A 14459-nucleotide genomic window follows, 5' to 3' on the forward strand; every position below is an offset into this window, starting at 1 on the left:
TGCCTGCGCTCGACACCCAGTTAGGCGCTTAGCGGCGGCGGAAGGTTGTTGTAAGGCAGCCGACAGGAAGTGCCGACACCTCTCTCGGAGAGAGGGATTTGCGCAATTTTTGTCGAGGGAAAACTCGAAACCATGGCGCTGGCCAGCGCAGAAGCGTCAGGACGGCTATCCGGAGGATTCCCGCAACGACTCGTCGATCGCTGCTGCCACCTCCCCGGCGACGCCCCGGCCGTCGGCTCCTGGAGCGGATGCCCGTCCTCCGCGGGTGGGCGTCAGCAGCCGCGCGCGGCGAGCCAGGCCCGACGCGCCGTGCGGGCGCCGCCCGGGTCGGGAGAGGCGACGTCGACGACCGGCCGGGCGCCCAGGGGCTCGGCGAGCCGGACGACGGTGCTCCACCGGCGCCCGGCGCCCTGGCGTGCCACGGGACGGACCCTGCGCCCGTCGGGCAGCCCGGTGAGGCCGCCTTCGCCGAAGGTCGTCGGGCCGTGCGGGCCGAAGGTGAGCCAGGCCCGCACGGCGACCCGCTCGGGGTTCTGTTCGACGTCGACGCCGGCCAGCACCTCGTCCGCATGACTGTGCACCGTGCACCGCAGCTCGCGGCCGTCGGGCGTCACCGACCAGTCGGCGATCGCGGTCTGCCACCGGGGAGCGCCGTCTGTGGGCCAGGCCCGCCCCGCCCCCACCGGGTGGCCGTCGCTCCCGCCGTCGTCGTCCATGCCCCCGCCCTCCATTCCCCGCCCTCCGGGATGCCGCCGCTTCACCCCCGGAACCTTCCCGGCCCGACAGGCCGGGACGTGACGAGGAAGAGCAGGAACCGATCCGGTGGACGCAGGGAGGCGAAGCCGACCACGTCACCGGCGTCATCCGCGGCCAGGGTGCCCTGGGCTGGCCACGCCGCCTGCCGCACGGCCGCCGTCCACCGTGGCACCCGCTGCGCCGGACGCAGCCCGTCGAGCAGCGACTGCGCCAACAGCCCGCGGTAGCCGACCTGCCAGGACAACACATGCACCTCGGCGACCCGTTCGACATCGTCGATAACGGCCGGGCGAACAAGCACAGCACGATCGTCCCACCGTGGTGTCCGGTGGTCCGCCGATCACCAGCGGATCGATCGCCGAAGACCTGGATCACCGCTAACGCCAACCGCTGCCCGGATCCTCCTCGACCCCCAGATGGACGGGCTGGGGCAGCTGGCCAGTCGCGGATCACGAGCGGCGCCAGAGTCGGCGCCTGCCTCAGTACTGTGGCTTCGTATGACCGATTCCGAGATCGAGATCACCGCGGACCTGGTCCACGACCTGCTGCAGGAACAGCATCCCGACCTTGCCGGGCTGGCCATCCGCGAGGTAGCGGGCGGGTGGGACAACCAGCAGTGGCGCCTTGGGGACGAGTTGGCCGTGCGCATGCCGCGTACGCAGCGTGCCCCGGATCTCCAGCGCAAGGAGTGCCGGTGGCTGCCCGTCCTGGCCCCGCGCCTGCCGCTCCCGGTCCCGAACCCTGTACGGATCGGTGAACCGTCCGCGCGCTTCCCGAAGCCCTGGACCGTCATGACGTGGGTTCCCGGCGAGCCACTGGACTACACCTCGATCAGCCGCGGCGACCACGCGGCCGACACTCTGGCGGGTTTCCTCGGAGCGCTGCACGTGGCGGCGCCCGCCGAGGCGCCGATCAGCTCGGACCGCGGCGCTCACCCCAAGAAGTGCACGGCCGGCTTCGAGCGCTTCTTGCGAGCCGTTGTCCCCGGCGGCATTGCCGACGATGTCCGGGCCATCTGGGATGATGCCGTTGCGGCGCCCGAGTGGGAGGGTCCGCCGGTGTGGGTGCACGGTGACCTTCATCCTGCGAATGTCGTCGTCTCGGACGGAACGCTCTCAGGCGTGATCGACTTCGGTGACATGTTCGCCGGCGATCCGGCGTGGGACCTCGCGGCCGCATGGGTGGTCCTTCCTGCGGGCGCCGCCGCACGCTTCTTCGACGTGTACGCGCATGCGGACGCCGCGGCGATCCGGCGCGCCCGCGGGTTGGCTGTTCTGAAAAGCCTGGTCCTCATGCTGGTGGGCCAGAACGGAGACCGGGGCCTTCCTGGCGGCAAGCCGACGTGGGGACCCGCAGGCCGGGCAGCGCTCGATCGTGTTCTGAGCGGCGGTTTGATGTAGGCGCGGAGCGACGGTGCTGGATCTCGCCGTCTGAGACGCCGGCGACGCCCCCCGTCGGGCTCAGCGTGCTTCCGCGGCGACCGTCGCATACCGCAGGATCAAGGACAGCGCCCCGAATACCGCAGACCAGACGTAGGTCCAGGACACCTCTCCGGCTCTGCCGCCCGCCACCGCGGCGGCTGTCCCTTCGATGCTGAACACGACCATCACGGCAAGGCTGAGGTAGAAGGCCACCCGGATCACCTTGGCCAAACGGTCGTGCAGGCGTGGCGCGAGGAGCAGGAGCCGGCGAACCGATACTCCGGGAGTCGTGGCCGTCTGGGTGACCAGCGCCGACGCCTCGTCCAACCAGGCCAGCGCGCGGGACCGCGCCTCGGTCAGGTCCTCGGCCGAGGCGGAGATCGTCTGCCTGGCCTGCCACCACTCGACCGCGAAGCCGACCTGCCGAGCCGCGTCCTCGAAGGGCGGCCGGCGCCTGCCTGCATAGGCCCGGCCGTCCCGCCAGTCCTTCACCACCAGTCCGAGCGCACCCACCGCAGCCGTGGCCACCGGTACCAGCACTGCGGCGACGATGGCCACACCGTCCTGCGACATCCTCAGTCCCCCGTCTGCCGGACCGGGCTGGAAATCGGCGACACTCGACTCACCGAGCTCTCCACCGGCATGGCCCTGTCAGGTCACCTCGAGGCGACCGCCGAGGGCGCTTTGCGTCTGCACGGATCATGTCACCCACGCGGCGGTGGCTGATGGGACTTCGACGCGCTGGGATGGCTGGCGCTGTCGCTGGGCGCCTCGGGCGGGCGGCTACTAGACAATGCAAGGTACCTGGCTTAGCCTGTTCTCATGGCGCCGACGCATGATCCCCAGTTGCTCAAGGGTGTCCTGTCGCTGCTGCTGCTGCGGCTGCTCGCCGAACGGGAGTCCTACGGCTACGAGGTCGTCCAGCGGCTGCGCGAGCTCGGGCTGACCGACATCAGCGAGGGCAGCGTCTATCCGGCGCTGGCCCGGCTGGAACGCGAGGGGCGGCTCCACGGGCGGCTGGTCGCCTCCCGCTCCGGCCCGGCCCGCAAGTACTACCGGCCGACCCCGGCCGGGGACCAGGCGTTGGCGCAGGGCACCGCAAGCTGGCTGTCGCTGGCCGCGGTGGTCCACCCCGTCCTGGTCCGGCGCCTTCCCGATCCGCCCACCGACACCCCGCCCAAGGCCGCCTCACCCAAGGCCACCCCGCCCACCGCCTCGGAGGACACCTGACGATGGCCACCTCGCTGAGCACCCTCGACCGGCTGCGGATCGCACGCGCCGTGTGGACGATGGACACCAGGCTGCAGGACCTGCCGCGCCGATCCCGGGCCGCGCGGCGTCGGGAACTGCGCGACAACCTCCACGCCGCGGCCGCGGACGTCGGCGCCCGCCAGGCCGTGCGCCAGCTCGGGGACCTGCGCGTCCTCGCCGCCGGTTACCTCGCCGCCGAGTACGGCGAGCTGGCGCGGCGCCCGTCCTGGACGGCGGCCGCCTTCACGATCTTCGCCGTCGAGGCCGTCATGATGCTGGTCGACTATGTCGCCAGGAGCGCCTTCGACGCCGGGATCACCGCGACCCCCGACGCCACCGGCACCTTTCGCTGGGCCGGCGTCCCCTACCTGACCAGCGACGCCACCTTCACCTACCACCACGGAACACACACCTCGGTCGGTGGGGCGTGGACGCCGCTGGTCTACGTGCTCATGTTCGTCGGCGCCTTCGTCGCCGGGCGGATGTGGCGGCTGCTCTCCGCCTCGCGGCGCCAACGCCACCTCACCCCCCCGGAGATCGACACACCTCTGACCGTCGATGCCTCACGGGCCGTCGACGGGAAAGGAGACGGCGGCCGAATCTGACCTCGGGCCCGGATACACGCCTCGATATTTGTCCCCGCGCCGAGGGGGCTGGCAACACACCGCGCGACATGCGCAGAATCAACGCAGGCGCGAAAGCGAGCCCAGGACCAGGACGTCGAACTAGCGTTCGACACGACGGGGGTGCGTGTGCTGTGCTGGTGGCTGTGGAGCAGGACGTGCGGTGGCGGATCAACGTCGCCTGGGACGGCGAGCATCGCTACCTCGCCGACGTGCTCGACTGGCGCCTGACCGACGATCCGCGCGAGGCACAGACCTGGCCGACCCGGCTGCAGGCCGTCTACGAGGCGAACGCATTCGCGCGGGCCCGGGCCTGGCGCATCGAATATGGCGGCGCAGCCATCGCACCGGTGCCGGCGACCGGCGGGCCGGATCCGACGGTGCGGGAACTGTCGCCACGACCGTCCCCGTCGTAGGGGACGTCGAGCGCGTCCGTCCCGGCCTCCGCAGGGCGTCGCCGTCGGCATCGGATGGTGCACCTCCCGGAATTCCCTTTGTCGGAATTCCCTTCGGTCGAGGTTGTGGGGTTGTCAGTCCGAGCGGCGGAAGCCGCCCTCGGCGTTGATGGTCTGCCCGGTGATCCAGGCGGCGTCGTCGGTCGCGAGCCAGGTGATGAGGCGGGCGGGGTCGGCGAGATGGTCAGCGAGGGTGCGCGTGATGGAAGCGAGGGCCCCTTTGCTGGCTGCGTAGGCGACCTGGTCGCGCATCGGGCCGAGGTCCTGCCCGGAGGTCAGTGGTGCAGGTGCCGTCGTGGGTCCCGCGCCACGGATGTCACGCGGGTGGCGTGTGGCGCGGTGTCGTCGGCTGACGTCGGCGACACCGCGGGAACGTCAGCCTTCGAGGAAGACGATGTGCTCCGGGGGGACGGTGAGGGTGACCTTCTCCTGCCCGGTGGCGGGATCGGTCCGCACCCGGACCAGGGTGTCCAGGGCGGTGGCCTGGCCCGCGGGGACGGTGAACAGCTTGTCGTCGCCGGCGGCGAGGAAATCCGCGAAACCGGCCAGATCCACCCCGCCGGTCTCGTCGAGGGTCAGGTATTCCGCCAGCCGGCGGAACAGCTTCGGCAGGATGACCAGATCGTCGGTGAGCTGCTCGCGGGAGGTCACGGTGAATCCGGACGTGGTGGCGTCGAGCTTCCAGATGCCGCTCGCCGCACGGCGCACCGTCGCGGTGGTCGCGGCGAGATCGGCGCGCAGGTCGACGTAGAGCTTGGAGTAGAACGTCGGGTACACCCAGCCGGCGGCCAGCAGCCGGTGGTTGACCGACCGGTGCAGCCCGTCGACGTCGAGGAACACCGCCGCGCCGTCGGTTTGCCCCGCCGGCGGCGCGCCGGCGAAGGCCACCGCCACGGCGCGGCCGTACTTGTCGGCGAAACGGGTCAGGATGTACCCGCCGGCCTGGGCGGGGGTGGCGGCGGTGACGGTGCCGCGGGCGTCGCGGGTGACCTCGGTGAAACCCAGTTCGTGCAGCAGGGCGTCGGCGGCGCCCCGGCCGAACTCGGCACGCTGATGCCATTCCCGGCCGTGCGGCGGGGTGTAATGCGTCTCCAGCGCGTCGATGGCGTCCAGGCGAAGCTGCACCCCACCGGCCCGGTTGGCCTTCACCGTGATGCCCGCCCGGCGGAACGCCTGCGGATTGTGCGGGTAGAAGCGGACCGAGTCGCCGTCCGGGGAGGCGCCCACCACCCGGAAGGTTCCGGTGATCAAAGTCAAAGGCATGGATCACACGTTCCCCTGCGGCGCAGGCGGAATGCGGATCGTCACCGTGAATGTCCGATGAACCCTTGCCGCCGGAGCCGCACATCATGCCAGGCACCACCTCCCGACCGCGCAGCATTCTCGTCCTCGGTGGCACCCGCTTCGTGGGCCGAGCCCTCGTCGAGGCCGCGCTGGCCGACGGCCACCAGGTGACCCTGTTCCACCGTGGTCAGACCAATCCCGGGCTGTTCGCCGCGGCCGAGACCGTCCTCGGGGACCGCACCCGTACCCGTGACTTGTCCGCGTGGATCGCCGTCCCCGGGTGCGCCGCCATCAACCAGATCGACGTGTCGCGGGCGATCGCCGCCGGGCTGACGATCTGCCCGCTCGCGCAGACCCTGGCGGACACGCTCGCGTGGGACACCGCCCGCGGTGGCCCGGCGCCGGGCGACGAAGGGCTCAGCGAGCAGGAGGAACGCCGGCTCCTGGGCGAGCTGGTGGGCTGACCCGCCCGGCAAGGAGAGCCGGTCGCCCCCCGCCCGACGACCGCCCCCGCCCGACGACCGCCACCGGGCGGGGGCGTCGGCCGTCGGTGCTGCGTCAGGAACGGCGGCGGCGCCGCGGAGCCGTGCGCTCGCGGGCCCAGTCGTACCAGGACGCCGGCAGGTCGGGGGCGGCCAGCACCGCCGCGGCCAGCGCCGCGGCCAGCGCCGCGTCGTGCCCGTGGTAGGCACGGGCGAGCGCGCTGACCCCGACCGCCGTCGGCGCACCCGGCGTGACGTCGATGGCGTCGCCGGCGCCCAGCTCCCCCTCGGTGAGCACCCGCAGGTAGATCCCCGGTCGCCCGGCGGCGGCGAACCGCCGCGGCAGGCTGCGATCGGCGAAGCGGATCCCGAGCTTGAAGCACGGGATGCGCGGCTGGGCGACCTGCAGCCGCGCCGACCCGATCGACCACACCTCGCCGACGACGACCCCGGCCGCGTCCAGCCCGGCGATGGTGAGGTTCTCCCCGAACGCCCCCACCGGCACGTCTCGGCCCAACTCCTGCCTCCACCAGGCGAGATCCTCCAGGGTGTAGGCGTAGACGGCCTTGTCCGGACCACCGTGGTTGACCAGGTCGGCCTGCCGGTCGCCGTCGAGATTGTGCCGGCGCACCGCGACCCGCCCGGCCACCGGCTCCTTCCAGATCGCCGTCATCACCTCGCCGCCGTCACCGCCGGTGCCGCGAGGGACGGCGCGGGGTAGACCCACGTTGACCGACACCACCTGTGGGCCTCGCACACCACCGATCGGGCCGTGCACACCACTCATCCCAGCCTCCCGACCGCGCCCCCCACGGAACTTTCCACCAGGGCGTTTCTACGTCGCCGCAGGCACCGGTACATCCCGCCTGCCGTCGCCACCCGCACCCCGCACCCCGCGACCTGCAAGCGACACCGGTCACCCCGGGCAGAGCTATACGGTGGAAATCGTTACCACAAGGACGGACAGTGACGAGGCCGCACGGTCGGATCCGGGCCATCGCGACGAAGGGCGAACAAGCCGTGACCAGCTTCGAGGACGCCGCCGCCCTCAGCCGCGCCGAGAGCGGCCTCGCCGTCATCTCGACGCTGCGCGACGACGGCGGCATCCAGGCATCCGTCGTCAACATCGCCTTCATGCGCCATCCGCTCACCGACCTCGAGGTCGTCGCGTTCGTGACGTACGGCGCGGTCAAACTCGCCCACCTGCGGGCCCGCCCGCAGGCCAGCGCGACGGTGCGCTCGGGCTGGCGGTGGGCCACCGTCGAGGGCGTCGCCGAGATCATCGGCCCCGACGACCCGCGCCCGGGGGTCGACGCCGTGCGGCTGCGGTTGCTGCTGCGCGAGGTCTTCCTCGCCGCCGGCGGCACCCACGACGACTGGCACACCTACGACCGGGTGATGGCCGAACAGCGCCGCACCGCGGTGTTCCTCACCCCCACCCGCATCTACGGCCCCTGACCCGCCCGGTTGAGGTCGTAGGCGTCTCGCCGGTGTCGTTGATCGCGGTGGCGGAGCTCTGCGTGCCGCCGAGTGTCCCGACAACCATTCGGTGCGATGGTCACGGATGGTGGAGAAGCACAGCCCGGCGGCGGAGCAGGAAGACATTCTCCGGCGTGTTCTCCGGCCCGCATGACCAGCCATGACGGAGCCGGAGGACATGACGTGCAAATACCACTTCGGCCTTTCTCCGGCCCTTCCCCGAAGATGGGACGGACCGTCACGGTGGGGCTGGTGGCGTGCAGCGGGTGTACGTGCTGATCGTCGGCCCGGGGGGCATGGGTAGCCTTTTCGGTCATGGGGGATCGGGGGCACGGAAACGGATCGGATGCGCCTTTCACGGGCGCGCCCATCGCGGTTACCCAACGGCGTGCGGCCCGCGATGCCGCCGCCCGGCGTGAGCGCTATCTGCAGCTGACCATGCGCCTGGACGCATGGTCGGCGTTGTACGCGGCCGCCCGCGTCGACGACGAGACCCGCGACAGGCTGGCGACGCTGCTCGACGCCGGTTCCACGATGGTCGACCCCCTGATGTACGAGGCGCTCACGGAGTCGGGCCGGCGCTGGCCCGGCGCCCGATCCGATGCCTCATCCGATGCCGAGTCCGGCGCGGACGATCCCCTCGCCGACGAGCAGGCCACGGACACCTTCGATCTCGCGGCCGCCGCCGCGATCGTCGCCGTCATCCGGGCGCTGTGCGGCGCCGCCGCCCGCCAGCAGGTCCGGGTCGCCGCGCGACACTGGGCGCGCGCCGCGCTGCCCTGCGTCGACGAGACCGGCCACGGCGACGCGACCGGAGCGCGACATCGCGCGGAGCGCGGGCTGACCCACGAGGTCCTGCACGCCGTCGACACGACGCCACAGATCACCCACCGCGGCCTGCTGACGCTGCTGGCGTTGCACCTGACCGGCCACGAACCCCCGGTGACACGGCTGGTGCGGCTGCCGGTGCTGTTCGACCGGACGACCGGCGGCGGCCACGCCCGTCTGCGCCTGGCGGTCGTGGACGGCGGACCGCCCGGCCTGCACCCCGAGCCGGTCATGGCCTTCCTACTCGCTGACACCGCCTTCGCCGACTCGCTCATCCGCGCCTGGCACGGCTCGCCGCTGGCCCGGACCGGGACCTGCGTCACCTGGTCGGTCGTCGGCGACGACGGACGGCCCGTCAACGACCTCGCGGACGGCTCGCTGGGTGGCGCGGCCGCGGTCGGCCTCGTCGAACTGCACCGGCTACGCCGACTGACCAGCCGGATCAGCCCACGGCGGCTGGACCGGCGCTGCGCGGTCACCGCCGCCCTCGACGTGCACGGCACCGCCCTCGCGCCCGTCGAACCGGCCACGATCGCCAACAAGCTGCAGGCCGCCCGCGCCGCCGACCTGGGACGGATCGTCGTCCCGGCCGCCAACGCCGAGGACGCCCGGCAGAAGGCGAAGGAGGCCGGGATCACCACGGCCGGGGCGGCGACGGTCGCCGAGGCGGTGCGCCGCACGAGAACCACGCTCAACCCGGCGTTCGCCTGGCCCGTGGCCGTCACGCTCATCATCGCGCTGGCGGCGAGCACCCTGGGGATCGTGCTGTCCCGCAACGCCGCCGCCGAGCGGCGCCGGGCCGCCCAGGCCCGCCACGACACCGCCGTCAGCGCCCTGTCGGCCCAGGCCGTCACCCTCGCCGACCACGATCCGATGACCGCGCTGCGCCTGCAGATCGCCGCCGCGGCCCTCGACGGCAACACCCCACCACGCCTCGCGGCCCTGCGCGCGACCCTCGACGCCGTACCGATCCGCCAGGCCACGGTCGGCCACCGCACCGCGGTGCCCGCGGCGGTCGTCGACCCGGGCAGGCGGATCCTGGTGACCGCGACCGGTGCCGATCCGCGCGCCGATCCCCACGCCGGTTCCGCTGCGGGTATCCACGTCTGGGACCTCGCCTCGCCGCGGCCGCGGGAGATCGCGACGCTGCCGTCGCCCACCGGCGTCGACGTCCTCACCCTCGACGGTCGGGGAATGCTGGCCACCGTCCTGGGCGGTGAGAGCTCGCTGTGGGATCTGCGGGACCCGGCCCATCCCCGCCGTCGCGCGACGCTGCCCGCGCCGCGCGGCACGGTGGACGACGCTCGGTTCTCCGCCGACGGCCGGCTGCTGGTCACCGTCTCCACCGCCGGGGGCGTGCTGTGGGACACCCACGACGCCGACCATCCCCGCCGCCTCGCTGTCCTGCCGGTGGATCCCCCCGGCCGAGTCGGCGACGAGGCGACGGTGTCCCTCGACGCCGACGCCACCACGCTGGCGCTGGGCACGAGCGGCGGCATCGGCGTCTGGGATGTCGCCGACCCGCAGCGGGCCCGGCGGCTCGGTCGCGTCCCGGCCCCGCCCGAGGCGCGCAGCGACGCGATCGCGCTGTCGCCGGATGCCACCCTGCTGGCCACGGCCGACACCGACGGCAGGACACGGGTGTGGGACCTGCACGATCCCACCCGCGTCGTCGTGCGGGCCGCGCTCGAGGCGGGTGGGACGTCCCAGGACATCGCCTGGAGCCCGGACGGAACCCGGCTGGCCTGCGCCACCGTCACCCGGGAGGACGGCCGGGTGGTCCTGTGGGATCTGCGCGATCCGGCCCGGCCGCGCCGGGAGGCCGCGACGAGCCCCGGGCCGCCGCTGGCCGCGGTCACCTTCCCCGCCGCGGACCTGCTCGTCACCGCGGCCGCGGACGGCGGCGCGACGCTGTGGCGTCCGCCCCGCGCGGACCCCGCCGAGCTGACACCCGCCGCGCGGCTCGCCGGTTCCGCTGCCGCGATCCGGGTCAGTCCCGACGGCTCGCTGGCAGCGATCGTCGCCGGCGACCACGTCGGAGTCTGGGACGTGCGCGACCCGAGCCGGCCCGTCCGACGCGCGACACTCACCCCGGGCGAGCCGTACCTGCAGTCCGTCGCCTTCAGCCCCGACGGCACCCTGCTCGCCACCGGCGACAGAGCCGGAACCACCCTGTGGGACATGCGGCGTCCAGACCGGCCGTCCCGACTCGGACCGGTCCTGCGTCACGGCGCGTTCGGACGGACCGACGCGACGGTTCTGGCGTTCTCGCCCCGCGGGAAGACGCTCGTCACCGCCTCCGACGGCGTGCTCGACCTCTGGGACATCGCCACGCCCACCCGCCCGTCGCTGTTGCGGGTCCTGCGTGGGACCTACACCGACGACCTCACCGACGCCACGTTCAGCCCGGACGGCGCCCTGCTGGTCACCGCCGCCGCGGCCGACACCGTCCTGTGGGACACCCGTGATCCCGCCCATCCCCGGCTCGGCACGTACCTGCGCACCCCCGGGCAGACCGTCGCCCGCTTCTCCCCGGCGGGCCATCAGCTCGCCACCGCCGGCCCCACCACCGCACCCACGCTGTGGAACGTCGACGATCCGGCTCACGTGCGCCGCCTGGCCACCGTCCCCGCAGACACCGGCGCGGCCCCCGCGGCGACGTTTGCCCTGGGTGGCTCCGTGCTCGTCACCGGCGGGCGGGATGCGCAGACGGCGCTGTGGGATGTGCGCGACGCCACCCGGCCTCGACGCCTGGCGACGGCAGCCGGCCTCGACCAGGGCACGGCCATCCTGGCGACCGAAGGCAGGGGAACGCCACTGATCGGCGCGGAGCCGGCCGGCGGTGCGGCGCTGTGGGATCTGGACGGTCTGGCCCGAGACGTCGGCCGCGAGGTGTCCCAGGCGTGCGAGATGACCTGGCGGGGCCTCAACGAGCAGGAATGGGCCCGCTTCGCCCCCGACATCCCCTACCGCCGAACCTGCGGGCACTGACCGGGGGCCGGTTGCACGCCGCTCAGCATGGCTGGATGCCAGGGGATCGTTTGTTGGCACCCGAGTTCGGTGTGCTCACATAGGCATCAGATACGACGATGGTGCGCAGGATGCCCATCCCGACGGCGCGGCGGGCCGCAGAATGACCACCGTGTCCCCCACCGGTGACCACCCCGCCCGTCCGCGGCCCGCCGTGGAGCCCGGACCGTATGGAACCGAGCTCGTGGTGCACCTGTTCGCCCCGGCCGACGGGCCGCGCGCCGCAGCCGGATACGCCTTCCTGCGTGCGGTGTGGGCCGGCTGCCGGGACCAACTCGGGATGGGCGGCCCGGTGCCCGGACGCGACCTGCCCGCGGACCTGCCGCTGACACCGCCGATCATCGCCGGCGACGGAATCCTGGCCGCCCAGGAGAAGCCGGACGGCGGCGAGTCCGGCGACGTCTTCCAGGCCGTGCTGCGCCGCGACCACGACCTGCTCTGCATGTCGGTCATGCTCGCCCCCGACCCCCACCCGGCGCCGGCACACACCGACGCCGTCTCCGATGCCGACGCCGTCTCCGATGCCGACGCCGTCTCCGATGCCGACAGCGTCCCCGATGCCGTTGCCTTGCCGAGCTGGGCGGAGCTCGACGCACGCTGGGACGCCGTGACCGGGCCGTCCTGCGCGTCGCTCGTCGGCGTGGCGCGGGTCTACCAGGCACGCTGGGGTGCACCCGGCGCCGCCGCCGGGCAGCCGGTGCCCTCCGACGCCCAGACCGCCCGCGCGTGCGTACCGTCGTTACCGGCGCGGCTGCGCGCCGGCGGCTGGCCGGCCGCCGGCGCGCGCACCGGGCACGGGTTCGCCGTGTGGGAACCGCAGCGCGGCGCCGACGACCGCCGCGAACGGCGGCTGCTCGTGCTCGCCCCCGCCGACGGCGACGACGCACTCAGCGACTGGACCTGGGTCCACGACGACGGCACCGTTCCCGCGCTGGTCGCCTACCTGGCCAACGCCGCCAAGCTCCGCTACCAGTGGCGGGTGTGGGGCGACGGCGCGCCGATGCGCCGCCAGCTCGAGCGGGTCGAGGCGCGGGTGCGTCACCTGCGCCGGCTGCTCGACGGCCGCCGGGGCGACGGCCGCGACGCGCCGACGCCCGGCATGTTCGACGTCGCCGTGGAGGAGCTGCGCACCGATCTGGTCGATCTGGCGTCGCTGACGGCGACGTTGACGACCATGCGCCTCAGCGTCGAGCTGGCCGAGCGCAACATGCGCACCCTGCTGTCCGCCGAGAGCACCGCCCCCGGTGACGGCGACGCCTTCGGTGACGACCTGGCGCTCGCCGGCCACATCGGCGTCCAGCTCGACGCCGACCTGGGGTTCGTCACCGCGGCCACGCAACGCGCCGAGGCCGCCGTGCGGCGCGCCGGGCAGGCGGCGACCGCGGCCACCCACGGCGGCGCCGACGAGGCCGACGGCGACGGCAACCTCGGCGACGGCAACCTCGGCGACGGCCGGACCGATCTACCCTGGCCGGCGGACATCCGTCTGTCCGACGACGAACGCGAGCGGCTCGCCGCCGAACTGGCCAACGGCTACTCCCGTGCGGAGGCAAGGCTGCTCGTCGAGCGGATCGGACTGTCCCGCGCCCGCCATCCCCCCGGCGAACAGACCAACCCCCTGGACTGGTGGGCGGAGATGTTCCACGTGCTGGACAGCGGCCCCATCCCCGAGCCGTACCGCCGACTGCTGCGCGCGGCCCGCCGCCGCTATCCGTACAACCCCCGGTTGCATGACCTCGCCCGACGCCACGGCCTGACCGAACCACCCCCACCACCGTCGTGATCTGTGGCGGATCGCAGTCGAACCGCCACGACATGAGTACCCTGTCCCGCCATGGGGGATCAGGGGGACAACGCCGACCAGCCGTCCGCGGACACGCCGCCACCGCTCGACCGCACCGCCGACCCCGACCTGGTGACGCTGCTCCCGGCGATCGCGCGCTGGCGGCTGCCGCCCGAGCAGTGGGACCGCGTCGGCGTGCTGCTCGACGCGCTGCGCACCGCGCTGCGCGCCGCGGACCGCGGTGCGCTCGGGTCGATCCACGATGAACTGGCGGCGATCGGACGGTCCGAGGCCCGCCGGTACGGCGCCGGCGGCGAACCCCCACCGCGGCTTCCCCGCCTGCTGCGCAACATCGTCGTGCACGACCTGGGCATTCCCGACAGCGATCCGGCAGACCCGCCGACGGCGGCGGACGACGATCCCGACAGCTCCCGCGACGAGGCCCGGACGCAGGCTCGGGCCGAGCCGGATGACGCCCGGCCCCTGGGCCGCCTGCTCGGCGAACTCGGGCGACGCCTGCGACCGCTGCCGCTGTTCGACCGTGGACTCGTCGCCCGCGCCGACACCGGCGGCGACGGCACCCGTGCGGGCGACCGGGTGGAATCCGCCGTCGACGGGATGCGCGTCATCGCGACCTCGACCGGCCGGGCCACCGTGGACGTGCTCATCGCCGTCGGAGAACGCGGCAACGACGGCGACGTCCTCGCCGTCACCGTCGCGACCCCCGCCGGCGACACCGGCCCCGTCGGCGACACCGGCCGGGACGCCGACGTCTACCTACTGCCGCTGTGGCGCGACCCCGCCGGCGCACTGATCGCCGGCGTGGAGCTGACGACCACCGCGAGCACGGTCGAACTCGCCCTCACCACGCCGTTCCCCGCCGCCGCGCTCGGCGCCGCGCAGGCGGCCGTCGTGCGCCGTTCCGTTCCGGTCGGCACCCGCTCGGCCCGCAACGCCTGGCGCCGGATCGCCCGCGAACGGCCCGACGGCGACGCCGTGCGCGCCGCCGTCATCGACGCCCTGCGCTGACCCGTGACGCCCTGCGCTGACCGGCACCCGCGACGATC

At 73.5% G+C, this 14459-nt stretch carries 15 protein-coding genes; 9 read left to right on the forward strand and 6 right to left on the reverse strand.

Annotation, left to right across the window (positions count from 1 at the left end; translation table 11 throughout):
- Positions 1-272: 272 nt before the first annotated feature.
- Positions 273-716: a hypothetical protein gene (locus tag AC5R91_RS02655; protein ID WP_495395486.1), complete on the reverse strand. Its 444-nt coding sequence runs from the start codon at positions 714-716 to the stop codon at positions 273-275.
- A gap of 41 nt (positions 717-757) precedes the next feature.
- Positions 758-1057 (reverse strand): GNAT family N-acetyltransferase, encoded by a 300-nt coding sequence (locus tag AC5R91_RS02660; protein WP_495395487.1) that lies wholly within the window; start codon positions 1055-1057, stop codon positions 758-760.
- A gap of 196 nt (positions 1058-1253) precedes the next feature.
- Between AC5R91_RS02660 and AC5R91_RS02665 the strand changes: the two genes are divergently transcribed.
- Entirely contained in the window at positions 1254-2156 is a 903-nt protein-coding gene (locus AC5R91_RS02665; protein ID WP_495395488.1) for an aminoglycoside phosphotransferase family protein, read from the forward strand.
- Between the two features lie 60 nt (positions 2157-2216).
- Here AC5R91_RS02665 and AC5R91_RS02670 read toward each other — a convergent pair whose 3' ends face one another.
- Positions 2217-2735, reverse strand: a complete 519-nt coding sequence (locus AC5R91_RS02670; RefSeq protein ID WP_495395489.1) for a hypothetical protein — start codon at positions 2733-2735, stop codon at positions 2217-2219.
- Between the two features lie 288 nt (positions 2736-3023).
- Here AC5R91_RS02670 and AC5R91_RS02675 point away from each other — a divergent pair, with 288 nt between their 5' ends.
- The 3 genes from AC5R91_RS02675 (at position 3024) to AC5R91_RS02685 (ending at position 4467) form a co-directional block, all read left to right on the forward strand.
- Positions 3024-3407, forward strand: a complete 384-nt coding sequence (locus tag AC5R91_RS02675; RefSeq protein ID WP_495395490.1) for a PadR family transcriptional regulator — start codon at positions 3024-3026, stop codon at positions 3405-3407.
- Positions 3408-3409: 2 nt separating this feature from the next.
- Positions 3410-4033: a hypothetical protein gene (locus tag AC5R91_RS02680; protein ID WP_495395491.1), complete on the forward strand. Its 624-nt coding sequence runs from the start codon at positions 3410-3412 to the stop codon at positions 4031-4033.
- A gap of 152 nt (positions 4034-4185) precedes the next feature.
- The gene (locus tag AC5R91_RS02685) at positions 4186-4467 is read left to right on the forward strand and encodes a streptomycin-6-phosphate phosphatase (protein ID WP_495395492.1); all 282 of its coding nucleotides are present in this window, start codon (positions 4186-4188) and stop codon (positions 4465-4467) included.
- 114 nt (positions 4468-4581) lie between these two features.
- Here AC5R91_RS02685 and AC5R91_RS02690 read toward each other — a convergent pair whose 3' ends face one another.
- Entirely contained in the window at positions 4582-4758 is a 177-nt protein-coding gene (locus AC5R91_RS02690; RefSeq protein WP_495395493.1) for a hypothetical protein, read from the reverse strand.
- 123 nt (positions 4759-4881) lie between these two features.
- Entirely contained in the window at positions 4882-5769 is an 888-nt protein-coding gene (locus AC5R91_RS02695) for a nuclease (RefSeq protein ID WP_495395494.1), read from the reverse strand.
- Positions 5770-5855: 86 nt separating this feature from the next.
- Here AC5R91_RS02695 and AC5R91_RS02700 point away from each other — a divergent pair, with 86 nt between their 5' ends.
- Positions 5856-6254: an NAD-dependent epimerase/dehydratase family protein gene (locus tag AC5R91_RS02700; protein ID WP_495395495.1), complete on the forward strand. Its 399-nt coding sequence runs from the start codon at positions 5856-5858 to the stop codon at positions 6252-6254.
- 94 nt (positions 6255-6348) lie between these two features.
- On the opposite strand, the gene AC5R91_RS02705 is transcribed toward AC5R91_RS02700, so the two are convergent.
- Positions 6349-7059 (reverse strand): MOSC domain-containing protein, encoded by a 711-nt coding sequence (locus tag AC5R91_RS02705; RefSeq protein ID WP_495395496.1) that lies wholly within the window; start codon positions 7057-7059, stop codon positions 6349-6351.
- Positions 7060-7238: 179 nt separating this feature from the next.
- Between AC5R91_RS02705 and AC5R91_RS02710 the strand changes: the two genes are divergently transcribed.
- From AC5R91_RS02710 to AC5R91_RS02725, 4 genes are all read left to right on the forward strand, one after another.
- Positions 7239-7730: a TIGR03618 family F420-dependent PPOX class oxidoreductase gene (locus tag AC5R91_RS02710; protein WP_495395497.1), complete on the forward strand. Its 492-nt coding sequence runs from the start codon at positions 7239-7241 to the stop codon at positions 7728-7730.
- A 459-nt stretch (positions 7731-8189) separates the two neighbouring features.
- A complete protein-coding gene (locus AC5R91_RS02715) occupies positions 8190-11570 on the forward strand; it encodes a hypothetical protein (protein WP_495395498.1) in 3381 nt (1126 codons plus the stop codon).
- A gap of 151 nt (positions 11571-11721) precedes the next feature.
- Entirely contained in the window at positions 11722-13392 is a 1671-nt protein-coding gene (locus AC5R91_RS02720; RefSeq protein WP_495395499.1) for a CATRA conflict system CASPASE/TPR repeat-associated protein, read from the forward strand.
- Between the two features lie 51 nt (positions 13393-13443).
- Complete coding sequence (locus tag AC5R91_RS02725; RefSeq protein WP_495395500.1) at positions 13444-14421, forward strand: CATRA system-associated protein; 978 nt, start codon at positions 13444-13446, stop codon at positions 14419-14421.
- Positions 14422-14459 lie beyond the last annotated feature (38 nt).

Source organism: Frankia sp. BMG5.60 (assembly GCF_059428125.1).